Source organism: Bifidobacterium sp. ESL0732, from assembly GCF_029395535.1.
Taxonomy (GTDB): domain Bacteria; phylum Actinomycetota; class Actinomycetes; order Actinomycetales; family Bifidobacteriaceae; genus Bifidobacterium.
In genome coordinates, this window is the sequence record NZ_CP113920.1 from 436,055 (window position 1) to 459,325 (window position 23,271).

At 57.0% G+C, this 23,271-nt stretch carries 17 protein-coding genes; 16 read left to right on the forward strand and 1 reads right to left on the reverse strand.

Annotated elements, in window-relative coordinates; genetic code table 11:
• Window positions 1–3: 3 nt before the first annotated feature.
• From OZX70_RS01475 to OZX70_RS01520, 10 genes are all read left to right on the forward strand, one after another.
• The gene (locus OZX70_RS01475; protein WP_277181450.1) at window positions 4–2,037 is read left to right on the forward strand and encodes a hypothetical protein; all 2,034 of its coding nucleotides are present in this window, start codon (window positions 4–6) and stop codon (window positions 2,035–2,037) included.
• Window positions 2,038–2,384: 347 nt separating this feature from the next.
• Window positions 2,385–4,295: an arginine--tRNA ligase gene (argS, locus tag OZX70_RS01480; RefSeq protein WP_277181452.1), complete on the forward strand. Its 1,911-nt coding sequence runs from the start codon at window positions 2,385–2,387 to the stop codon at window positions 4,293–4,295.
• Window positions 4,296–4,405: 110 nt separating this feature from the next.
• Complete coding sequence (locus OZX70_RS01485; protein ID WP_277181454.1) at window positions 4,406–4,816, forward strand: GNAT family N-acetyltransferase; 411 nt, start codon at window positions 4,406–4,408, stop codon at window positions 4,814–4,816.
• A gap of 168 nt (window positions 4,817–4,984) precedes the next feature.
• Window positions 4,985–6,595, forward strand: coding sequence for a diaminopimelate decarboxylase (locus tag OZX70_RS01490; RefSeq protein WP_277181457.1), 1,611 nt, complete (start codon window positions 4,985–4,987; stop codon window positions 6,593–6,595).
• Between the two features lie 366 nt (window positions 6,596–6,961).
• A complete protein-coding gene (locus OZX70_RS01495; RefSeq protein WP_277181459.1) occupies window positions 6,962–8,344 on the forward strand; it encodes a homoserine dehydrogenase in 1,383 nt (460 codons plus the stop codon).
• Between the two features lie 240 nt (window positions 8,345–8,584).
• The gene (locus OZX70_RS01500) at window positions 8,585–9,829 is read left to right on the forward strand and encodes a homoserine kinase (RefSeq protein ID WP_277182061.1); all 1,245 of its coding nucleotides are present in this window, start codon (window positions 8,585–8,587) and stop codon (window positions 9,827–9,829) included.
• The gene (locus tag OZX70_RS01505; protein WP_277181461.1) at window positions 9,822–9,962 is read left to right on the forward strand and encodes a hypothetical protein; all 141 of its coding nucleotides are present in this window, start codon (window positions 9,822–9,824) and stop codon (window positions 9,960–9,962) included. Before OZX70_RS01500 ends, OZX70_RS01505 begins: the two co-directional genes overlap by 8 nt.
• A gap of 34 nt (window positions 9,963–9,996) precedes the next feature.
• Window positions 9,997–10,074: a hypothetical protein gene (locus tag OZX70_RS01510; RefSeq protein ID WP_277182062.1), complete on the forward strand. Its 78-nt coding sequence runs from the start codon at window positions 9,997–9,999 to the stop codon at window positions 10,072–10,074.
• 292 nt (window positions 10,075–10,366) lie between these two features.
• On the forward strand, window positions 10,367–10,627 hold the full coding sequence (locus OZX70_RS01515; protein WP_277181464.1) for a hypothetical protein: 261 nt from the start codon (window positions 10,367–10,369) through the stop codon (window positions 10,625–10,627).
• A gap of 191 nt (window positions 10,628–10,818) precedes the next feature.
• Entirely contained in the window at window positions 10,819–12,438 is a 1,620-nt protein-coding gene (locus OZX70_RS01520) for a Maf family protein (RefSeq protein ID WP_277181467.1), read from the forward strand.
• 372 nt (window positions 12,439–12,810) lie between these two features.
• Here the strand turns inward: OZX70_RS01520 and OZX70_RS01525 are convergent, their stop codons facing one another.
• A complete protein-coding gene (locus tag OZX70_RS01525; protein ID WP_277181469.1) occupies window positions 12,811–13,752 on the reverse strand; it encodes an AEC family transporter in 942 nt (313 codons plus the stop codon).
• 282 nt (window positions 13,753–14,034) lie between these two features.
• Here OZX70_RS01525 and dapE point away from each other — a divergent pair, with 282 nt between their 5' ends.
• The 6 genes from dapE (at window position 14,035) to proB (ending at window position 22,998) form a co-directional block, all read left to right on the forward strand.
• Window positions 14,035–15,228: a succinyl-diaminopimelate desuccinylase gene (dapE, locus tag OZX70_RS01530; protein ID WP_277181471.1), complete on the forward strand. Its 1,194-nt coding sequence runs from the start codon at window positions 14,035–14,037 to the stop codon at window positions 15,226–15,228.
• 504 nt (window positions 15,229–15,732) lie between these two features.
• Window positions 15,733–18,834 carry an Rne/Rng family ribonuclease gene (locus tag OZX70_RS01535; protein WP_277181474.1) on the forward strand — a complete coding sequence of 1,034 codons (3,102 nt, stop codon included), beginning with the start codon at window positions 15,733–15,735 and terminating at the stop codon, window positions 18,832–18,834.
• Window positions 18,835–19,062: 228 nt separating this feature from the next.
• A complete protein-coding gene (gene rplU / locus OZX70_RS01540) occupies window positions 19,063–19,371 on the forward strand; it encodes a 50S ribosomal protein L21 (RefSeq protein WP_277143582.1) in 309 nt (102 codons plus the stop codon).
• Window positions 19,372–19,414: 43 nt separating this feature from the next.
• The gene (gene rpmA, locus OZX70_RS01545) at window positions 19,415–19,666 is read left to right on the forward strand and encodes a 50S ribosomal protein L27 (protein WP_277181476.1); all 252 of its coding nucleotides are present in this window, start codon (window positions 19,415–19,417) and stop codon (window positions 19,664–19,666) included.
• A 254-nt stretch (window positions 19,667–19,920) separates the two neighbouring features.
• Window positions 19,921–21,612: a GTPase ObgE gene (obgE, locus tag OZX70_RS01550; protein ID WP_277181479.1), complete on the forward strand. Its 1,692-nt coding sequence runs from the start codon at window positions 19,921–19,923 to the stop codon at window positions 21,610–21,612.
• Between the two features lie 249 nt (window positions 21,613–21,861).
• Entirely contained in the window at window positions 21,862–22,998 is a 1,137-nt protein-coding gene (gene proB / locus OZX70_RS01555; RefSeq protein WP_277181483.1) for a glutamate 5-kinase, read from the forward strand.
• The last annotated feature ends 273 nt before the right edge of the window (window positions 22,999–23,271 follow it).

The following is a 23,271-nucleotide window of genomic DNA, read 5'->3' on the forward strand; positions in this document are numbered from 1 at the left end:
GATATGAAATCAGGCAGTGCTAAAGATGCGCGGTCGGAAAATCGGTTAATCGCGATAAAGCGATATTTCCAAAATGCTGACATCCTCGCGCGGCCCCTTCAGCTGATTCGGCGGGTGCTGGTACTGGCGATTGGTATTTGCGGGCTGTTCTGGACCGTTATGATGCTTGTTTTTATTGTCGAACCGCTGAATATTCTGTCTAGAATCATGCTCGTCCTTCTCGGTGTGCTGGCAGTTTTCCTGCTTTGTTATGCCATATTTATGGCTATTTTCAGAGCCCCGTTACCAATCAGTGCGCGTGTAAAAACGTTCGGTGTGCCGGCAATCTTGCTCGGTTTGCTCTTGGTGTTGGCGGCAACGATTTTCGACAGGTTCCATACTCAGAGCCTACGGATTATTGACGACGAGAATTTCAGTATAACGCTCAGCGTGTTTACGGCGATTTTTACGTTGCTGTCCCTAGTTTTGTCTTTCAAGCTCCACAACGGATACTATCGTGCGAGCGCGGCGACGCAGTGGGAAGACCGGAGCAAGACATCGCAGAGTGCCTCGAAGAAGATGAAGGACAACCAGCCGGTTCGTGATATTTCCGTTTCAGGCCCGGCGAACGCAAAAGCGGAAGCCGGTAAAGGGCCTGTAAACGTTTCGCAAGTCCAAACCACTCCGGCCGAGGACCCTTCAGCGCACCAGCAAATACCGCAAACTCACGATACCGATACTGAACCCACAAAGGCATCTGCTGTGGCGGACCAATCCGTTATTCTCATCCACCTCAATGCAAAGCATGATTGGCTTTCGGCTTTGCAGCGGGCAGCGGCGGATCGGGGATATCGCGTGTTGGTGGGCGAAGAATCCATTGATTGCATCGCCGAGTCCGAAAAGTACGCGGCCGATGCTGAAGTGCCGGTAGCCGACGGGCAAAGCCGGCGCTCGTATCGTTGCGTATACGAAAATGGACAATACAGCATTAGTTGTTTGCCCGATAAAATGTCGGCGAGGCGAAAACCTGAGCGGCAAACAAGTCCGAATACGAGTGACGACGACGATGCATTGGTTGATTTTCTTTTCCCGGAAAGCGCTGTGCTGTATCTGACATTGCTGATGGAGAATCCGTACGCTTCCAGGCCGACGGCCATAGTCGATCTCGTCGAAACTTATCGTGGCGAGGACTGGAAGGTGCCGGAGCGGGCGGCGGAAGTCGTCTCGCCCAAGTATTTCAGTGTCGACAGGATTCGCAAGGCAAGTGCCTGCCTTGGCAAATACGACGGGGCTTGGAGCGTCTTGTACAAGGATTCGTCGTCGCGCTATTATCCCGTTGCCTCGTGTGCCACGTACGCGCAGGCGTTGCAGTGCATGATGGACGTCGCGTGGGTGCTCCAGTGCAACGCGCGTATTACACGAGAATTGGGGATAGGGAATTCGCGGCATGCGCAGCAGACTGTGGGCATCTTTGTTTCGGGGCAGTCGGCGAGGTCCGCGGTTTCGGATGCGATTGCGTTCTATGTGCCCACATTTCGTCTGGGTCGCAAGGTGGCGGGTGTCAGCGACGGCAACGGTGCGCAGGCACATGGCGACGCCAGTTATCTGCGTTACGTCGATGAGGATCTTGGCGGGTTGTGCAGGCAGCAAACCAACGGGATCTATCGGCCGGAGCGTCTGGTGGTGTTCGAATTTGCCATGATTTGTTTGGGTTGGGCCGTGGCTTCGCTTTTCTTCGCGGCCCTGTTCTGGTTCTGCGGCAATGAAACCAAATATTTGGTGGCCTTTGCTGCCGCGATGACCCAAGTGGTGTTGCTTGGGGCGATGGCTGCGTTGTTGCTGACAATGGTGCAGCGGCTGACGTTGACGGCGTACCGGTGGTTCATCGGCGTGTCTTGGGCTACGGTCGCTGTTTCGGCGGTTGCCTTGGTAGCGCTGCTCCTGATGCGTAATCCATTCTATATGTGCGTAGTCGGCGGGGTTTTTCTTGGCCTGGCGATTCCGGGTTATGTCAGATCGGCTATCGTCAAGGTCGATTGGGACAACGTAGGCTTTTGATCCCCGATATCCCGAAGACAAATACAGGCATTGGAATCTTGCGGTCATAGTCTAAGTGTATTACTGGTCGATGCGTAGGCTTTCGTCCGCAGGTTGCGAAGGAACTTGTGTTTCCTGCAATGCCGAGAAGTTTTTACTGTACTGAAAACCATGTGAGTTTTGATGAAAAGTTTTCAGTATACTTTAAACTTTTCTGTCATGTTGCGCTCGCTATGATTTCTCGATCTTGAAATTTGATGATATCGGGATTATGAAAAATCGACACGATGATAGCACCATTATTGCAGATTGAACTTTGTTCCTCTGGTCCGGCTGGAAGGTTCACTCGACACGCTAGACTGAGGTGCATGAATCCTGAAGCGTTAAGTGAACTTATTTCTGATATTGCACATGAGTTGGTTTCGGCGGGGGATGCCGGCGAACTGACCGTTGAATTGATTCCGCCGGTCGAGAAGCTGGCGGTTATGCGGCCGAAGGACCGGGCGCACGGCGACTGGTCGTCGAACGTGGCGATGCAGCTGGCCAAGAAGGCTGGGATGAAGCCGCGTGATTTGGCCGAGGCGTTTGCAGCGAAACTGCGGGATGCCGACGGCATTGCCTCTGTTGAGGTGGCGGGTCCCGGGTTCATCAATATCACGCTTGATTCCGCTTCGGCGGCCGCCGTGGTTTCACAGATTCTTAAGCAGGGCGTTGATGTGGAGCCCGTCGATAAGGGTGTGGCGGTCTGGAAAGGCAAGGACAGCGTTACCGAAGCTGCTGGAACTGAGACTGAGGCGAAAACCGTTCATTCCACGAAATTCGGTCTGAACGACCACTTGGGCGGCAAGACGCTCAACCTTGAATTCGTTTCGGCCAACCCGACCGGCCCGATTCACATCGGAGGCGTGCGCTGGGCGGCGACCGGTGACTCGATGGCCCGCGTGCTCGAGGCCAACGGAGCCAAGGTCGTGCGCGAATACTACTTCAACGACCACGGCGAGCAGATCAATCGCTTTGCCAAGTCGCTGGTGGCGGCGGCCCACGGTGAGGAGACCCCGGCCGATGGTTACAAGGGTACCTATATCAACGAGATCGCCGACCGCGTGATCGCCGAGGCCAAGGCCGACGGCATCGATGTGCTTGCCCTGCCCCGCGTCGACGGCGGCAAGGACAAAGACGGCAACGATTTGGGAGAGGGCGATTCCGAACAACGCGAGGAGTTCCGCAAGCGCGCGGTGCCGATGATGTTCGCCGAAATCCAGCAGTCCATGAAGGATTTCCGTGTCAACTTCGACGTGTGGTTCCACGAGAACAGCCTGTATCAGGACGGTGCTGTCAAAGAGGCCATCGCCAAACTGAGCGAACAGGGCGACATCTATGAGAAGGACGGGGCCACCTGGTTCGCCTCTACCAAGCATGGCGACGACAAGGACCGCGTCATCATCAAGTCCAACGGTGAGTACGCCTACTTTGCCGCTGACATCGCCTACTACTACAACAAGCGTCACCGTAACGGCAAGCCTTCCGCACCTGCTGACATTGCGATTTACATGCTCGGTGCCGACCACCACGGCTACATCGGCCGCATGATGGCGATGTGCGCCGCGTTCGGCGACAAACCCGGCGAAAACATGCAGATTCTCATCGGCCAGATGGTCAACGTGATGAAGGACGGCAAGGCTGTGCGCATGTCCAAGCGCGCCGGCAACGTCGTCACCATCGACGATTTGGTGGAGGCCGTTGGCGTGGATGCTGCGCGTTACTCGCTGGCCCGCACCGACTATAACACCAGCGTCGACATCGATCTGGACGTGCTGGCTTCGCACACCAACGAGAATCCTGTGTATTACGTTCAGTATGCCCACGCCCGTAGCTGCAACGTCGATCGCAATGCCGAAGCCGCGAAGATCGACGCGAATGTCGCCGATCTGTCACTGCTTGATACTCCTGCCGACGGCGAAGTGCTTGGAGCCTTGGCCCAGTGGCCGTCCGTCGTCTCGGACGCCGGCGATCTGCGTGCCCCGCACAAGATCGCGCACTATCTCGAAGCGCTCGCCGGAACGTATCACAAGTGGTACAACCTCGAACGTGTGGTGCCGATGGATTTGACGGATCTCGAAGCCCGCGAAAAGGACGCCGCCAAACTCGAAGCCGTACGGGTCGCCAAGAACCCTGAGCCGGCCCGCGCCGCAGCCCGCCTGCAGTTGAACGACGCCGTCCAGCGCGTCATTGCCTCCGGTTTGGTGTTGCTTGGTGTCACTGCGCCAGACAAGATGTAAGAGAAGAATATATAGCGAATTGGCCGCGTTTTCCATTGTGGAACAACGCGACCAATTTTTGTATATGGCAGATATGGTAAATATGCAGAGACGAAACAAAGGAGAGAAAAATGGCCAACGAAGGCATCAAATTTACGGATGAGAAATGTTTCACGCAAGCGCAGGTCGAGCGTCTCTTTCTTTCCGTCGGCTGGGTTTCCGGAAAATATCCAGAACGTTTATATAAGGCCTTGATGGGTTCCTCCATGGTCTTTTCGGCGTGGGACGGCGACAGGCTCGTCGGTCTGGTGCGTGTGCTCGACGACACCTCGATGATGGCCTATGTACATTACGTTTTAGTCGATCCCGAATATCAGGGGCAGGGTATCGCGGGCCACATGGTTGAGATGGTCAAGCAGCGTTACGCCGACTATTTCTATATCGAGGTCATGCCCGAGGAAAGCAAGAACGCGGCGTTCTATCAAAAGCATGGTTTTGAGATAATGTCTGACGGCGTCGCCATGCAGATTTGCAATGGCTGAATACTCGTCTGCCAAACCTGTACTATTTTGCGTTTTCTGCGTGCCGGTTTTTGCCTGACTGGCATGAACAAGTCCTCGAATTGAGATAATTCCGGCATTTTCATTACATCTCGCTATCGTTATGTACAGCTTAAAAATACGGTGACAGACGAAAAGAAGAGGCGGATTATGGGCATCACTCCGATTTGGCCGGAAGCGACGGCGTTCGATAAAGATGGCGAACTGACGTTCCACGGGCACAGTGCCGCGTCGTTGCTGGACGAGTTCGGTTCGCCGCTTTACCTGATCGATACCGACGAAGTGCGCGTTCGCGCCAAAAAGTTCGTCGCTGCCGCCGCGAAAGCCTTCAATACCAACACCACTCACGTCAGCTTTGCGGGCAAGGCGTTCCTTTCCAAGGAGATTGTGCGCATCGTCACGCAGGCTGGTATGCACGTCGACACCTGTTCGATGGGGGAGATCAAGATTGCGCTCGCCGCAGGCGCTTCGGGTCGCAGGCTTGTGCTGCACGGCAACAACAAATCCGACGAAGAAATCGAACTGGCGATCAAAGAGGGCTTTTCAAAGATTGTCGTCGATTCGCCTGACGAGCCTGCTCGCATCGCCGCCATCGCGCATCGTCTGGGCAAACGTGCCCGCGTCATGCTGCGCGTCACCTCTGGCATCCACGCCGGCGGCCACGAATATATTTCCACCGCGCACGAGGACCAGAAATTCGGTGTGCCTCTTCTACCGGCCGGTGTCGGTGCGGGAATACTTGATATTCTAGGCAAACTTGGCAATGAAAAAAGCAAGTCGGGAGATGGGGTTGCTAGTGATTCGGCTTCTTCAGCCTCGGCGAATACCCCGTACAAGCCCAAGCTCGATTATTCCGTCAAATATCCTTACGATACCAGCCATGTCAAGGTTTCTGAGGAGGAACGTGAACTGGCCGAGGCCATGAACGCCGTGGCGGACGGGCCGGCGCTCGCCGTGCTCAAGGATATTTACAAACGTCAGGAAGACCTCGAGCTCGTCGGCATCCATTCTCATATTGGCTCGCAGATTCACGACGCGAATGCCTTTATCGAAGCCGCACGGCGTATGATGTTGCTGCGCAAGACCTTCTACGCCACCGATGCCTACACGATGCCCGAGGTCGACTTGGGCGGTGGCTATTCCGTGGCCTACACCGATGCCGAGGATTCCATGGACATCGACGCCGAGCTCGGCCGACTCGCGCAGGCCGTCACCTCGATCAACAAGGCGCTTGGCATGCCGGCTCCCGTCATTTCCTTCGAACCCGGCCGCTGGATCGTCGCGCCCGCAGGCGTCACGTTGTATCGCGTCGGCACCATCAAGCGCGTTGCGCTTCCGGAAGGCACGAAAGACAGTGCCGGCAACCCAATCAACGAACGCACCTATGTTTCGGTCGACGGCGGCATGAGCGACAACATCCGTCCGGCGCTTTATGGTGCGGATTATACGGCCTTGCTCGCCAACCGCGATTGCGGCGGTGCGAAAGACGAAAACGGCAATCTCAAGGATTCCATGCTCGCCCGCGTGGTCGGCATGCACTGCGAATCTGGCGATATCCTCGTCCACGAATGTCGCTTGCCACGTGATCTCAAGCGCGGCGATATCCTCGCCGTTCCGGTCACAGGAGCCTACGGCCGCACGATGGCCAGCAATTACAACCAGGCGCTCATCCCTGCCGTGGTCGCTGTCAGCGATAAAGACGCCCATCTCATGATGCGCCGCCAAACTATCGACGACCTGCTCGACCTCGATGTGAGCTGATACGAACCGTCAATTTGTACTAAATGGTTCATTCTGTTACTTCCGGCGACCCTTTTCTTGCATTTGAGGTTTGAGATGCAAGAAATCGCCCATTTAGCGACGCTCAGTGACCCTTTTCTTGCACGGGGAAGCAAAGATGCAAGAAATCGCCCATTTAGCGACGCTCAGTGTACCCTTTTCTTGCATGAGCAGTTCTGAAAGCAAGAAACCGGCAGCCAGTAAGCATTCGTCCCCGGTTTTCGCGCTACTTTAGCCCGATAGGATGGCGTCAAAATCCATTCTTCGCACGCTGTCGGATTCATTACCTAGGATTGGTAAGTCTAGATAAGTGTGATGTAGCAAAAGCGGTTGAAACGGGAGAGTGGTATGGGTCAGGTGAAAGGTTTGTCGCAGCAGCAAGCGCAGGACGATGGCAACGAGGCCGAAGTCTTGCGCAAAGGCATTCACAACAGCGCGACCCCGATTCGCGTGGGTCTGCTCGGTGTGGGAACGGTCGGCTCCCAAGTCGCCAGAATTCTGGCCGAGCAGAAAGAGGAGCTTCAGCAGCGCATTGGCCAGCCGCTCGTGATCTCCGGCATCGCTTGCCGCGACCCGAAAAAGGTCACTTTCCCTTGGATCGATAAAACGCTGCTCACCACCGACACCAAATACGTTGCCAGTCATAGTGATATTTTGGTCGAACTCATGGGTGGACTCGAGCCCGCGCGTACGCTGGTTCTGAAGGCGCTCGACAGCGGTGCTTCTGTGGTTACCGCCAACAAGGCGTTGCTCGCGAAATATGGCCCCGAAATCTATCGCGCGGCCGAGGAAGACGGCGTTGATATCTACTTCGAGGCGGCTGTGGGTGGCGCGATTCCGCTGATTCGCCCCCTGCGTGAGTCGTTGGTCGGCGACAAAGTGACCAGCGTTTTGGGTATCCTCAATGGCACCACCAACTACATTCTTGACGAAATGACCACCAAGGGTCTTGATTTTGAAGTCGCTTTGAAGGATGCGCAGGCCAAGGGTTACGCCGAAGCCGACCCGACCGGCGACATCGAGGGTGAAGACGCGGCGAACAAGGCCGCTATTGTCGCCTCGCTTGCGTTCCATACCCCGGTGAGCATCGATGACGTCACCATGGAAGGTATTACAAATATTACCGCCGATGATATTGCGTTGGCACAGGCCGAGCACAAAGTCATCAAGTTGCTTGCCGTCGTGATCAACGGCGAAAACGGCGTTTCCGCGCGCGTCTATCCGGCGCTTATTCCCGATGACCACCCGCTTGCCAGCGTCCATGGCAGCTACAACGCCGCGTTCGTGCATGCGCAGGCCGCCGACGATCTGATGTTCTACGGCCGCGGTGCGGGCGGCGCTCCCACGGCATCGGCCGTCATGGGCGACATCGTCACTGTAGCGCGTCACATTGTGCAAGGTGCCACTGGCCCGCAGATTTCGACGTACCAAAAACTGTCCAAGGCCCCGTTGAGCTCGTCCCACGCTGCGTTCGCCGTGCGGTTCTGCATCTGCGACCGGCCCGGCATTCTCGCCGCGATTTCCAAGACTTTCGCCGACCACAACGTCTCCATCAACGGCATCAACCAGGATTTGAAGCCTACCCCGCACGATCCCGGCTATTCCGGCGAGCTGCAGACCTTGCGCGTCGTGACGCACCAGTGCAACGAAAGTACCTTGCGCGAAACGGTCGATGACGTCTGCAAGTTCGATTTCGTGATAGGTGAGCCTTCGATATTGCGTGAAATGTAGGGCTTGGCTTCGTTATCGCTTCGCTTCGCTTCGTTTGAAGTCTTAGACCCGCGTTCGTTTCCTCACGATACGCGGGTTGCTTATAGACTATTGGCTGCAGGCTTGCCGGTTTGAAAAGCCACAAGTGGATGATCCTCAACCGTGGGCATTGTTTGCCGTGTCCGTGACAATGGCGTTATTCTGTTGCTATCGGTTGGTGATAGACGATAGGTATGAGGCGAGGAGACGATTATGGCAGGGATGACACCGAAAGTTCGGCAGGTCAAGGTGCGTGTGCCCGCCACGAGTGCGAATCTGGGTTCCGGCTTCGACACCGTCGGTTTGGCGCTGGATTATCACGACGAGCTTACATTTACTATCAATGAAAATGAACCGGTCGGTAATCAAGACAACCCCGATAGCCGAGGCAATGGCAATAACGCCACCGCCTTTTCCGACACCACCGCCAAAGTCATTATCCACGGCGAAGGCGAGGACACGTTGCCCCGAGACGAGACACACTTGGTGGTTTCGGCCTTCCGTCGCGCGTGCGAGGCGTTCGGTCTGCGCCGTTTCGGTTTCACTTTAGAGGCGCAGAACAATATTCCGCAGGCGCGCGGCATGGGTTCATCGGCCGAGGCCATCGTTGCCGGCATCGCCGCGGCAGCTGCTTTCGCGCAAGGCGACGCCGATTTCAATCGTGAGACGATTTTCCAGATGGCTGCTTCCATGGAAGGCCATCCCGACAACGTTGCCCCCGCGGTTTACGGCGGACTCACGGTTTCGTGGAATTTCGAGACTGCGGAAGGCGTTGGTTCCGTAGGCATCCCCGGCGGCGAACCGCTGCGAGCTGGCTTCCATACGGTCAACTATCCGGTTTCCCGTGCCATGACCGCCGCCGTCTTCGTCCCCGATTTCGAGCTTTCCACGCAGAAGTCGCGCGAGGCCCTGCCGCAAAAGCTGCCATATAAGGATGCGGTGTTCAATATCTCCCGCGTTGCGTTGCTCCCAGCGGCGATGAATCCGACAAGTCTTGTCAACGATTCCGTCAGCCAGTTACAAGGCAATGAATCATCCATTCGCGATAATCGTAGCAATCCTGATTTAAACGAGACTTCTACCGGTAGCAATCTTCAATCCCGTCACGGGAGCAACGCACACGGTGATTCGGTTTTCCAAACTCAGCAGGATCAGCCCGGCGATAATCGCGCCGTCGCTTCACGTTCGAACGCCTTGCTTTTCGCCGCTACGCAAGACAGGCTTCACCAGCCCTATCGCAAAGGACTAATGCCACCTTCTTGGAAGCTCATCGAAATGTTGCGCGGCAAGGGTTTCGCCGCCGCGGTCTCTGGAGCCGGCCCGTGCGTGTTGGTTCTCCACTACGGCGATGCTTCAAAGCAAATCGACGAGATCGCCGCCCCCCAGCTCAAAAGCGGCCACTGGCGCGTCCTCCATCTCCCCGTCAGCGCGCAAGGCGTTCAGGTCGATCCAATTTATCATGTCTGAGATGCTGAAGCGTCTGAAGCGCAAGTACTACGACATGGCTCGGCTGTATGAGGTCTTTCACATCCTTGCCCAAGGCGATGCCGTAACGTTGCGCCGCAGATACCGCGACCACCAACTCAAAGGGGAATCTTAAGCAGTACCTGGAGCTGCACATTGCCGCCGACTGGTTGCTGATTTATCGCATCGACGGCAAGGAGCTGCTCATCACCATGATGCGTTCCGGGAGCCACGACGATCTGTTGTAGGCTCCTTGAACAAGGTGCTTATTGGATGGCCGTTTCCATGGGCTTACTCAGGGTGTCCGTCGTGTTTTTTTAGACTTGAGGTCATGTATCGCGTCTGAGGTTGGGCGTGTGCGTTGTGGTGATCGGTACGGGTGCGGTTCCCGGTAATAAGTGGTGACAAGACGACCCACGTCGGTGCGGTCGCCGAGCAGGGTGATACGGTGACGGTGACCTGGCCTGCCGGCTCAACTACTGCCACGTCTACCGGCACCACAAATTCGAGGGGAACTTCAGTATCACGATTCCTGGCGACGTGCTGCTCAACGGCGATGCGAGCCTGAAGGTTCAGGATGCTCCCGCTTCGGATGTCCCGACGTTGACCGGTACCGGTTCGCCCAACGTCTCGGTGCCCTCACCGCTAGAAGTCACCGCCGAAACGGTGTCTGTACTGCCGCTGACCGGCGACGCGAAATCGTGGTGGACGCAGCCCTGGTTCTACGCGCTTTTCGCCGCCGCTGGCGTCGTGGTCGTCAACGCTATCTCCCGCCGACGTTCCCTACGCCATTCTGCGTAGCTCACATAAACAAATAACTTTCTGAGTTTTCTTCCGATTATTCGCAGGGTTTAGAATGGGTCTATTGGTGCTTATTGTTTTTCATTTTTTGCTTTTTATATGATTTGACCTGACATGTGGCGCGGGATTTGGGTAGGGTAGACCTAGATACGTTCTATGCCGGTTGTGGCCGGTGAAATGTTTGGAGTGTTATGTCGATTCCGCTGATTCTCGCCTCGCAGTCGCCTTCGCGGCGCAACGTGCTCAATTCTGCCGGCGTCAGTCCGACCATCCACGTCTCGCACGTCGATGAGCCGGCCGCCGTTGCTGCCGAGGCGAAGGCGCGTGGGGTGGCCGTTGACTCTCTGAGCTGCGAGCAGCGCGTGATGATTCTCGCGCAGGCCAAGGCGCAGAGTGTCTATCAGGCCTATCGGCAGGTTGCGCAGGCGGCTCGAAATGCCGGCGGCGAACAGGTTACCGCCTATCCGCTTGAGGCCGAAGGGCAGAACGATGATACCGCGGTCAAGTCGAGTATCACGAAACCCGCAAACGGTGATATGACGACGCTGACCCGCGATTTTTCGGACGTTTCCGTGCCGGTCGAGGCCGAGCCGATGAAGGAAGCCTTAGCTGAGCATCCGGGATTTGCCGATGCCGCAGTCGGCCCGCTGATTATCGGCTGTGATTCCATGTTCCTTTTCGACGGCGAGGCGTTGGGCAAGCCACATACCCCAGAGGTCGCGCGCGAGCGTCTCAGTGCGATGCGTGGCAAGTCTGGGGAGTTGTGGACCGGCCATTGCCTGATTGATTTCGCCACCGGCCGTCAGGAACTGGCTTCCAGCCATGCCACGGTGCGTTTCGGAGATTATTCCGACCGCGACATTGAGGCCTATATCGCGTCCGGCGAGCCGCTGGAAGTGGCCGGTTGCTTCACGTTGGAAGGACTTGGTGGCGCGTTTATCGACGGCGTCGACGGTGACCCAAGCGGTGTGCTCGGCCTGAGTCTGCCGCTATTGCGTCGCATGGTCGAAAAAATGGGTGTCGCTTGGACGGATTTGTGGAACGCCGGACTTGGCAAAGTCGCTGCGGCAAAGCTACAAATGCAGGCCGAGCCGCGAACTGCGAACAACGCTGGAACGAATGATAGTTTCGATTCGGTATCGATAAATGCTGGAAATGTTGGAGTTAGTGACGAGGCACTATCTGTTACAGGCAAATCCCAAGTAGATACCGGCAAAATCAAGTCCAGCATGAAGGCGAAAGCTGTTGTTGCTGCCGCCAGAGCAAAGGCCAAGGCACAGGCCGCGTCGGTGGTTCCGCCAAAAGACAACGTCCATCAGCCCGGCGACGGTTGGGTAGAATGTGCCTGCGGTCGCCGTCATTGGGGATTGAACGGTGCAGCTGGCGTCCTGCTTGCCCATCGTAGTAAGGAAACCGGCGAAGTCACCGATATTGTAATGCAGCATCGTGCGATGTGGAGCGCAGAAGGCGGCACGTGGGGCATTCCGGGCGGTGCGCTCGCCGATGGTGAGAGCCCGATCGAGGGTGCGTTGCGCGAAAGCTATGAGGAAGCCAACATCACCCCCGAGGATATCGAAGTCGTCGGCACCCATCGCGAGGAACATGGCCCGTGGGCCTATACCACGGTTTTCGCCTTCGAAAAGCCAGATCACGAGGTCAACCCGCACACTAATGACGACGAAAGCATGGAAATCGCTTGGGTTCCGGTCAGTGAGGTCCCCAAGCGCAAGCTCCTGACCGCGATGAACGCCGATTGGCCCCATTTCGTCGAACGTCTCAATATTCTGGCTGAGGATTACCGCAACAAGTAATCAGCATTTTGATTCGCACCTCTAAAGGCTGAATGCAAACTTACGTTTGATTTGCATAGCTTGTATTTGATATATCGTCGGTTCCTGGAATTGAGCATGAGCGGCATTCGATGCAGTCAGTCTTCACGTTTGCAGCATCGAGCGTGAAATGAGAGTATTTAAAGGTTCAGTGCTGCGTTGGCATATCGCATCCAAGCAAGAATCGCAGAATGGTGCGCGTTTAAAAATGCCAATTGTTGCATTTACAACAGGGAGTGTTTTATTTTCCTTAGACGCTTCTCAATGCTGTGTCTTTACAGTACCGATACGCCGATAATCAATTTAGAGGTTTCACTGCTACTTAAGTGACGGACAGAATCCTGCTCCCACTTCTCAGCTCAGAAGCGCGGCGATGATAGCGATGACGATAGGGCTGGAAATCGTGGAAATCAGCACGCCGTCACGCGCGAAAGTCATGCCGACGTTGTAGCGAGCCGCGTAATTGTAAACGTTCTGGCCGGCGGGCAGGGCCGCGAGTACGACGCAGGCGTAGAGTACCTTTCCGCGGAAGCCCATGATGAAGAACGCGATGAGGAAAGCGATGAACGGCATCACCACGTTCTTCAGAATCGTAACCCCGATGACGGCGGAACGCGAGCTCTTGTTCTGCATCGGCTTGGTGCCGTGCAGCGACATGCCGAACGCCATCAGGATCATCGGAATGGCCGCTTGGCCGATCATGTTGACCGGATCATAAATGAATTTCGGGATTGGGTAGAAACCGATCCACGAGGTAATCGCCGCCACGAGAATTCCGCCCAGCGAGCCAATCAGCAGCGGTTGGTGCAACGGCTGCATCAGCGCCTTCTTCACCGACATCTTGCCGGTGGTCGTGTAGTCCAGAACCGTCAGCGCGATAGGCGTGAAAATCGCCTGCTGCATCACCAGGATCGGTGCCACCAGAGCCCCATTGCCCAAAATGTAGGTGGCGATCGGCAGGCCGATATTGTTGGAATTCAGATAGAGCGAATTGAGTGCGCCGACCGTCGCGTCCGCGGCTCCCATATGGTAGAAAAGCTTGTTGAGAATCAGGAAAAGCCCGCCCACGGCCAGAGCGGAGAAGAACGCGACGAAAATCGAGGGATGGAAGATTTCCATGATCGGTTCTTTGGAAAGGATAGCAAACATCAAAAACGGGTTGGTTACGAAGAACGCGTAGCGGTTCAGAACCATCTGCGCCGTCGAGCCGCCGATGTTGAAACGCGCCGCTACGTAGCCAGTTCCGATGATGATGGCGATGACCACAAACCCCTGCATCGCGCTCAGCAAACCCATAAATCTCTCCCTTGGCCGTGGCCTACATCAACTATGCTTGCCTCAACCCTTAATATAGGCTTGTTAGCCGCGATTTGTGAAGACCTGTCTCAGAACATAATCAGTTGAAAATCATCATTCGGTATATTTTATCGGTATATTTTATGTGTTATCGAGGGGATGTCGTTAAAGGAAAATCTGGCAATGCGTATTTCACGCTGGGTTAAATATGTATTACACAAATAGTCTGCTCGGATTTGGAGGATGCGTGAAATCCGGCTGTGGGTCCGCTAGGATGAAACCATGAGTTTGACTATTGAGCAGGGAACCGCGCGGAAGGCTGCGTTGAACCTATTATTTGACGGATTGATGAAGTCGTATTCCGTTTCGGACAATGAGACGGCGCTCGCCGATGACGTGGAGGCGTTTCTGTGTGACCAGCCGCATCTGACGGTTCATCGTATGGGTGACACGGTGGTCGCCTCGACCTCGCTCGGTCGCGACCAGCGAGTCGTTCTCGCCGGCCATCTTGACACGGTTCCGGTTATCGACAATTTTCCCCCGGTCTGGCTTGAGCCGGGTGACGAGCGTATCCGCGAGGACGTGGCGGCGAAAGCGGAACCTGACGAACGCGTGATGTTCGGTCGCGGGGCTACCGATATGAAGGCCAGCGACGCCGTGATGCTTTATCTCGCGGCAACGATGACGAACCCGAAATACGACCTTACCTATGTTTTCTATGATCACGAGGAAGTCGTGGCTGAGAAAAACGGCCTGGGCAAAGTGGCAAAGGCCCATCCTGATTGGATACAGGGTGATTTCGCCATCATCGGCGAGCCCACCGATTGTGGCATCGAAGGCGGCTGCAACGGCACCATGCGCTTCGACGTCGTCACCCACGGTGTGGCCGCTCATTCCGCTCGCGCATGGATGGGTGAAAACGCCATCCACAAGGCGGCCAAGGCTCTCGATCGGCTTGCCGCCTACGTTCCGAAGGACATTGAGGTGGATGGCCTGACCTATCGCGAAGGCGTCAACGCCACGCTGATTTCTGGCGGTAAAGGTACTAACGTCATCCCCGACGAATGCCGTATCCATGTCAACTATCGTTTTGCGCCCGACAAGGATTTGCCCGCCGCCAAAGCGTTGATGATGGGTGCTGACGCCGGTGCTGAGATAGGCAACGGCGAGCATAAGGCCACCGGTGGTATGTTCGAAGGCTTCGATATCGAAATGAAGGACGAATCGCCGTCCGCACGCCCTGGCATGGATGCCCCTCTCGCGGTTTCCTTGGCCAAGCTGGTCGAGCAGAAGACGGGACTTGCACCTCAGGCCAAGCTCGGTTGGACCGACGTCGCCCGCTTCTCGTCCATCGGCGTCCCCGCCGTCAATCTCGGCGCAGGTTCCCCGCTTTTGGCCCACAAAGCCGACGAACAGATTCCCGAAAGCCAGCTCACGTTGCTTGACGATATTCTTGAAGGATGGCTAGCTCGGTAAAGCCTTATTACCTTTATTTTGTTCCCGTCATTGTTCCGTTTGAACCAATGTTGGCGCGCCAAGAAGCCCATAAAACAGGAAATAGATGTGAAATCTTCATTTTCCGGACTTCTTGGCGCGCCAAGAACCCCAAAATTTAAAGATATGATTGTAATTCTTCAATTTTCAGGCCTCTTGGCGCACCAAGAGGGCCATTTTTGCCGAAATTAAGATGATATTTCCTTATTTCGGGCTTCTTGGCGCGCCAAGACGATCGGTTTGGCTTTCTTTTTGCATACGTTGACGTATACTGAAGGTTGGTAATTCTGCAAGTTGCCGAATTCCGATGGCGTTGATCCCCTCGCGTGCTAATCCGCGGGTGCCGGTGTCCGCTGTCTGAACGTAATGACTTTTAGATTGCCGGCTACGAGCGCAAGTGTTGCGTGGCCGCGGTGAGAGCGCGGCGTGAGAGTCGTAGACGGCCAGATAAGCCGACATGATTGCAGCATGTCGCCAAGGAGCATTGTGCCCAGAGTAACCCGAGGCGGGGTCGGCCAAGCCGATGACGCCAAACAAAATGATACTAATTTACCTTCTTCATCATCTTCGGATAACGAACCTACCACACCTCGCCGTACCGTTCGTCGTCGTGTGGTGCGTGGTGCCGGTGCAGCCGGTGCCGATGTCGCATTGAAAGTCGAGGAGCGCGAAAGCGCCAAATTCGCGAGAAATGAAGAAAAATCCGACGAAAACGGAGCCGGCGGGGATTCAAAAGCCGAAGGTACGCGAAGCAGCAGAGCAACCTCTTCTTCGCGTGGTTCCGATGCTTCCGCATCCAGCACGACAAGGAGAACTCGTACGCGTAGCCGTGTTCGCAGTGACGGGGATTCCAATGACGAGCCCCAAACGCGTCGTCGAAGCGTAAGAAGCACTAAATCTGACGAAGATTCGAACGAATCCTCCGCTTCAAGCCGCAGCCGTCGTACCAGCGCCGCAAGGTCACGTGGTAGGTCTGCGGATTCTGTGTCTGCAAGTGAGGCCAAGGCCGAAGCCGAGATCGAAACCGCCGAGGAGCGCGTTATCGATGCCGTTGAAGGCCTTCCCAAAGGTCACGAAAGCCATCACACCCCACGACCAATGACTTCGCTGCTGTTCCAGGAGCCTGTGCTTCCGAGGGAGGGCGCAGATGATGAGGGCGAAGCGTCTAAACCGACTCGGCAACGTTCGCGTTCCCGCGCGGCCGAAAGTGACGAGGGCGAGGAAAACGAATCACGTCGTTCCGGGCGCGGCAGCCATTCGCGCCGGGGCTCCGGACGTGACGATGACCGGTTGGACGAAGAGCGGGACGAACATCGAGGCAGGTCAGCTTCCAGGCGTGGCAGGGGCAATGACCGCGATCGCGATTATGAGGACGACAACGAGAATTCCTCGCGTGTGGTCCGTCGTTCGCGTCGTTCAGGTGATGATGATATCTATGACGAGGAAGCCGCTGAACGCACTGAGCGTCGCGGCCATCGCCGCCGCAGGCTCAATGCCGAAGAACGTCATGCAGCCGACGAGATCGAACAGATTGAGGAAGACCTCGAAGACGACGACATTACCTATCGTCCCATTGACGATGTGGAAGCCGAACAATCCGAGTCGCGGACACGTCGTGGACGCGGCAGCGAGCGTTCATCGAGCGAACGGACGTCACGCCGGACGCGTGGCAGCCGCGGTTCCGCACGTGCCGATCGAGACGATGAGGAGCTCGATGAAGACGAAAACGAAGAGCGCGGTTCTCGCAGCGGACGCAAGGCGAACAGCGATCGCAACGATCGTGATGATGAAGGCCGCACGGAAACCCGGCGGCGTCGTAGGCGCGAACCCGACGAAGACAGCGATGACCAGCCGTTGACTCGTCGCCGTCGCCGCCATCGCGGTTCCAAGGGCGATGAAGGCGAAACCGGCCGTGATTCAGGTCGTGCGACTTCGCGTCGTTCGCGTAAACAGCAGTATATCGACGAAATCACCGATATCGAAGGCTCCACCCGTCTCGAGGCCAAGAAGCAGCGTCGCCGCGACAACCGCCGTGAACGCAGCCGCCAGAACCAGCTGATCGAGCAGGACTTCCTCGCCCGCCGCGAGAACGTCGACCGTCTGATGGTCGTGCGCGAAAAAGGGCAGCATACCCAGATTTCCGTGATTGAAGACAATGTACTCGTCGAGCATTACGTTTCCGACATTCAGGAAGTCGCCACCGTCGGCAACATCTACTTGGGCCGTGTGCAGAACGTGCTACCCAGCATGGAAGCCGCGTTCGTCGACATCGGCCAGCCCCGCAACGGCGTGCTTTACGCCGGCGAGGTCAACTGGGATGCTACGAGGCTGGAAGGCCAGCCACGCCGCATCGAACTTGCGTTCAAGTCTGGCGATCCGGTGCTCGTGCAGGTCACCAAGGATCCGATCGGCCACAAGGGCGCCCGCCTGACCTCGCAGGTCACGCTCGCTGGCCGTTTTCTCGTGCTCGTCCCCTCCGGCGGTATGACCGGCGTGAGCCGTAAGCTGCCCGAGCGTGAACGCGGCCGCTTGAAGTCCATTGTCTCCAAGATCGCCCCGAAGGATATGGGTGTCATCATCCGTACCGCCGCCGACGGTGCCAGTGAGGATGCGCTGAAGAAGGACCTCGAGAACCTCAAGCGTCAGTGGCAGAAGATCGAGGACAAGCGCAAGCTCTATCACAACGGCAAGCGCGCGAAGCTTTTGCAGGGCGAGCCTGACGTCGCCATCCGCGTGGTGCGTGACATCTTCAACGACGACTTCTCCAAGCTCATCGTCGAAGGCGACACGGTCTACGAGCGTATCGAGGAATACCTCGACACCATGGCCCCCGACCTGAAGGATCGCCTCGAAAAGTGGGATCCTGAAGAGCATCAGGGCAAGGACGTCTTCGACAAGTGGCAGATCGATTCCCAGCTTCGCAAGGGCATGGAACGTCAGGTCTACCTGCCCAGCGGCGGCTCGATCGTCATCGACCGCACCGAGGCCATGACGACCATCGATGTCAACACCGGCCGGTTCATCGGCAAGGGCAAGTCGCTCGAGGAGACGGTCACCCGCTGCAACCTCGAGGCGAGCGAGGAGATCGCTCGCCAGCTGCGTCTGCGTGACATCGGCGGCATGATCATGATCGATTACGTCGACATGGTGATGCCGGCTAACCGCGACCTCGTGCTGCGGCGCCTGGTCGAATGCCTTGCGCGTGACCGCACCAAGCATCAGGTGGCCGAGGTCACTTCGCTGGGCCTCGTGCAGATGACGCGCAAGCGCATCGGCCAGGGTTTGGTGGAAGCGTTCTCCGAGGAGTGCCCGACCTGCAAGGGCCGCGGATTCATTCTCCATGATGAGCCTACGATTTCCGCCGATTACGCCGATCCGTATGCGATGAAGGGCGGCGATCCGTTCGTCCACACCAACAAGCATGGCCACGGCAGCGCTCCCGAGGTGCAGGCGCCGAAGGGTTCGAGCCCGGCGGTCAAGGCCAAGCTCGCGCAGATCGCGGCGGCTGCGGTGGCGGCTAACGACGAGGAAAAGGAAGAGGCGTCCGATTCGGATTCGTCTTCTGATTCTGCAGCCGACAAAAGCTGAAATCGCGCTGAAATAATAAGGGAATAAATCTACGTTCCCGGTTTCGCTTTCACTTGTCTTTTGTGAAATCGGGAACACAACACCCCAGCCATGCGCAACGTAGGGACATACCGTTAGTATGGATTGACGTTAGTACGTGGGTCGGTGTACTCTAAAAGACTGGTGTCTGGCCGTGGAAGTCGAAGACGTGCTGGGCAGTTTAGCTTTCGAAATAGCAAGGAACGAGATATGTACGCGATTGTGAAGGCCGGTGGCCATCAGGAAAAGGTCGAGGTCGGTGACGTCATCCTGGTCAACCGTCTCAATGCGAAGAAGGGCGATACCGTGGAATTCCCGGTCGCGCTCGTGGTCGACGGCGCCAAGGTGACGCTTGCCGCCAAGGATCTTGCCAAGGTTTCCGTCAAGGCTGAAGTCGTTGACGATGAGGCCAAGGGTCCGAAGATCAACATTCAGAAGTTCAAGAACAAGACTGGTGTCGCCCGTCGCAAGGGTCATCGTCAGCCGCTTTCCGTCATCAAGATCACGGCAATCGCCTGATTTCGGTAGCGTAAGAGCAATCAAAGCCTGAAAGGAACAGACAATGGCACATAAGAAGGGCGCATCCGCTTCCCGCAACGGTCGCGATTCGAGCGCGCAATACCTCGGCGTCAAGAAGTTCGGTGGCGAGGCTGTCGTCGCCGGCAACATCATCGTTCGTCAGCGTGGCACCAAGTTCCACGCCGGCGAGAACGTCGGAACCGGCAAGGATCACACCTTGTTCGCGCTGTCCGACGGCAATGTGAAGTTCGGCGTTCGCCGCGACCGCAAGGTCGTCGACGTGGTCTCTGAGTGAGACTTCAAGCCAACTAGATTTTTAAAAAGGTCGTACCCCAACGGGTGCGGCCTTTTTGTATGTATTGATGTGGCGATAGCGCTAGTAAAGTATCGGTCTGTGCTAGGTCGGCTAATAGATTCGATCTTATATATCGTAATACGATTATCCGTTCGTGTTCTGGAACGAGAAATGGTTTTTGCCCAAAACGATAATTTTCCGGCTCGTCGGTAGGGGTATGGGAAGATGAATACCCACCGGTAAGGTAAGGAAATATGACAGACTTTGTAGATAGAGTGACCGTCCATGTCAAGGGCGGGGACGGCGGCAATGGGTCCGCAGGCGTGAAGCGCGAAAAATACAAGCCCTTGGCCGGGCCGAACGGCGGCAATGGCGGGGATGGCGGTTCAGTCATCTTCGTGGCCGACGCCAATGCCAACAACTTGCTTGATTATCGTTTCGTCCCGCACCGCAAAGCCGAAAGCGGCACGATGGGCCTGGGCGACACCAAAGACGGCTCGAAAGGCGCCGACGTGGTGCTGCCGGTTCCGCCGGGAACCGTGATTTTCGAAGCCAAAGGTGCGCAGGGCAAGGCCAAGCACCCCGGTCGTGAGCTGGCTGATCTGCGTCATGCCGGTGACCGGTTCGTCGCCGCTGCGGGCGGCATGGGTGGTTTGGGCAACGCCGCGCTGGCCAACAAGACACGCCGTGCTCCCGGATTTGCGCTGCTTGGCGAACCGGGCGAGGAACGCGACGTGATCCTTGAACTTAAGTCCATCGCCGACGTGGCATTGGTCGGTTTCCCGTCGGCCGGCAAGTCGAGCCTGATTGCCGCGATGAGCGCCGCAAAGCCGAAAATCGCCGATTATCCGTTCACTACGCTTGTGCCGAACCTCGGCGTGGTGAAGCTTGAGGAATACCGCTATACCATTGCCGACGTGCCGGGGCTCATTCCTGGGGCTTCGGAAGGCAAGGGACTAGGCCTCGAGTTCCTGCGCCATATCGAACGCACCGAAATCATCGCCCACGTCATCGATTGCGCCACGTTGGAGCCGGATCGCGATCCGATTTCCGACTATCACGCGCTGGAAGACGAGTTGGCGAAGTACGCCGCGAAGCTCAAGCTGCCGCTCGGCGTCATCCCGATTCCCGAACGCCCGCGCGTCATTATCCTCAATAAGGCCGACGTGCCCGAAGCCAAGGAATTAGCCGAATTTGTGCGTCCCGAGTTCGTTAGTATGGGACTCAAGACCTTCATTGTCTCGACGGCCTCGCATGAGGGCCTGAAGGAACTCGGCTTCGCCTTGGGCAAGATGGTTACCGAACTGCGCGCGAAATTAGCTAAAGAAGAAGCCGATCGCGACGAGGAGCGCGTGGTCATTAAGCCGTTGGAGCAGCCGGCGCGTCGTCGCCGTCGTGCCGATGATGAACGTGGCACTTCGCTCGACTTCCATGTCGAGCGTGAAAGCAACCGTAGGGGAGCGGTGTGGTTCACCGTCACCGGTGCGAAGCCGGAGCGTTGGGTGCGTCAGACCAATTTCGACAACGACGAGGCCGTGGGCTATCTTGCCGACCGTCTGGCCGGTTTGGGTGTCGAGGACGAATTGCGTCGCCACGGCGCCAAGCCCGGTGATGAAGTGCGTATCGGCAAGGGCGAGAACATGGTCGCCTTCGATTGGGACCCGACCATCGCCGCCGGTGCGGAAATGCTGGATGGCGCCCAATTGGGTGCCCGCGGCAAGGATCTGCGTCTGGACGACGGAGCCGACGGCAACCGTGTCCGTCGTCGTACCAACGCCGAACGCCGTCGCCAGTATCACGAAATGATGGATGCCAAAACCGCTGTACGCGAGGCGATGCGTCAGGAACGCACGGCAGGTCACTGGGCTGATCCGAGCGTCGACGACGACCGTCATGACGAGCACGCGATTCTTGGCGGTCACGACGACGGCGAGGACGAAGAGTGATTGCAAGCAGTCGTCTGATTTCCTTGCAAGCGTCGTGTGCCATCTGCCTGTGCCGAGGAGGTTTTGACAGTCAAGGGCAGCTGAAGTCGTGAGGTTTGCGTACCGGATTCTGGCAGGGAAACGGCCACGCGGAGTCTGCCTTGCTCATGGCGTATCTTTGACGTTGGAATTCGGCGGTGGCCTGACCACTACAACGGGAGGCCGTCGCAATCAAGGGCAATATAGAACAAAACGAGGCGAACAACGCAGATGAGCAACAGTGAGACCGAATCCCAGGTGCGTCAGGACGTGGCATCCGCCCATACCGTCGTGGTAAAAGTCGGTTCCAGCTCATTGACCAAGCCTTCCGGCCATTTAGACACGGATAAAGTCGGCGCGCTGGTTGAGGTCTTGGCACAAGCAGCTAAAAACGGCACCCGCATGGTATTGGTATCATCCGGTGCTATCGCCGCCGGTTTTGGCCCGCTCGGTTTCGATGCGAGGCCGGCAGACGTTTCGACTCAACAGGCCGCGGCGTCGGTGGGTCAGGGCGTGCTGATGCAGCATTACGAGACCGGTTTCGCGCGTTATGGCGTGCGTGTCGGCCAGATTCTCTTGACCGCGGACGACACGATGCACGCTTCGCGCTATCGCAATGCCCAACGGACGTTGCGCAGGCTGCTTGACCTCGGCGTGGTCCCCATTGTCAATGAAAACGACGCGTTGGCCACCAACGAGATTCGCTTCGGTGACAACGACCACCTTTCCACTCTGGTGGCCAATCTGGTACGCGCCGATGCGCTGGTGCTCCTGACCGACGTCGACGGTCTTTACACCGCTCCACCCTCAAAACCAGGCGCTCGACGTGTCGGTTTTGTGCCAGATGTCGACGAAGTTCTGGATAAAATTTCAGTAGGCGGCAGTTCGTCGGGTGTCGGCAGCGGCGGCATGGTCACCAAGCTCGAGGCGGCGCGTATAGCAGTCACTTCCGGCATTCCCGTGGTGCTGACCAGCGCCGGTAACATTGCCGGAGCCCTGAACGGCGAGCCCACGGGCACGGCTTTCGCTCCATCGCAACACCGTGATTCCTCTCGCCGCCTGTGGATCGGTTTTGCCGCGAACCCTCGCGGAAGGCTGGTCGGCGACAAAGGTGCGATCAAGGCGGTGCTCGGCGGCAAGGCCAGTCTGTTGGCGGCCGGCGTGCTTGAGGTGCACGGCGAGTTTTGTGCCGGCGATCCCGTCTGGATCGACGACGAAGACGGTAACCACGTCGCCAAAGGCCTCTCGAGTTTCGATTCCGACGAGATTCCCCACACCCTCGGCCGCGACACATCCCAGCTCAAGCGTCTGCTTGGCGAGGAATACGCCCATCCGCTCGTCCACCGCGACAATCTGGTGCTGCTATAGACCAGAAACCAATTCCGCCAGCTGGCCGCCAGCCAATTATGCAAGAAACGTACCGCTGGGAGTATGCCAGTGGCTTGAATCTTGCATGGCGTGTTAGCTGTGCAAGAAATGTACCGCTGAGTGTGTGTCAGTGGCTTGAATCTTGCATGGCGTGTTAGCTGTGCAAGAAATGTACCGCTGAGTGTGTGTCAGTGGCTTGAATCTTGCATGGCGTGTTAGCTGTGCAAGAAATGTACCGCTGAGTGTGTGTCAGTGGCTTAAGTCTTGCATGGC

What these genes read in the sequence shown, in the direction of transcription:
- OZX70_RS01495 (WP_277181459.1), top strand. Translation starts at nt 6,962, where the DNA reads ATGGGTCAGGTGAAAGGTTTGTCGCAGCAGCAAGCGCAGGACGATGGC.
- dapE (WP_277181471.1), top strand. Translation starts at nt 14,035, where the DNA reads ATGAGTTTGACTATTGAGCAGGGAACCGCGCGGAAGGCTGCGTTGAAC.
- OZX70_RS01485 (WP_277181454.1), top strand. Translation starts at nt 4,406, where the DNA reads ATGGCCAACGAAGGCATCAAATTTACGGATGAGAAATGTTTCACGCAA.
- proB (WP_277181483.1), top strand. Translation starts at nt 21,862, where the DNA reads ATGAGCAACAGTGAGACCGAATCCCAGGTGCGTCAGGACGTGGCATCC.
- OZX70_RS01490 (WP_277181457.1), top strand. Translation starts at nt 4,985, where the DNA reads ATGGGCATCACTCCGATTTGGCCGGAAGCGACGGCGTTCGATAAAGAT.
- OZX70_RS01505 (WP_277181461.1), top strand. Translation starts at nt 9,822, where the DNA reads ATGTCTGAGATGCTGAAGCGTCTGAAGCGCAAGTACTACGACATGGCT.
- obgE (WP_277181479.1), top strand. Translation starts at nt 19,921, where the DNA reads ATGACAGACTTTGTAGATAGAGTGACCGTCCATGTCAAGGGCGGGGAC.
- OZX70_RS01475 (WP_277181450.1), top strand. Translation starts at nt 4, where the DNA reads ATGAAATCAGGCAGTGCTAAAGATGCGCGGTCGGAAAATCGGTTAATC.
- OZX70_RS01500 (WP_277182061.1), top strand. Translation starts at nt 8,585, where the DNA reads ATGACACCGAAAGTTCGGCAGGTCAAGGTGCGTGTGCCCGCCACGAGT.
- OZX70_RS01520 (WP_277181467.1), top strand. Translation starts at nt 10,819, where the DNA reads ATGTCGATTCCGCTGATTCTCGCCTCGCAGTCGCCTTCGCGGCGCAAC.
- argS (WP_277181452.1), top strand. Translation starts at nt 2,385, where the DNA reads ATGAATCCTGAAGCGTTAAGTGAACTTATTTCTGATATTGCACATGAG.
- OZX70_RS01525 (WP_277181469.1), bottom strand. Translation starts at nt 13,752, where the DNA reads ATGGGTTTGCTGAGCGCGATGCAGGGGTTTGTGGTCATCGCCATCATC.
- rpmA (WP_277181476.1), top strand. Translation starts at nt 19,415, where the DNA reads ATGGCACATAAGAAGGGCGCATCCGCTTCCCGCAACGGTCGCGATTCG.
- rplU (WP_277143582.1), top strand. Translation starts at nt 19,063, where the DNA reads ATGTACGCGATTGTGAAGGCCGGTGGCCATCAGGAAAAGGTCGAGGTC.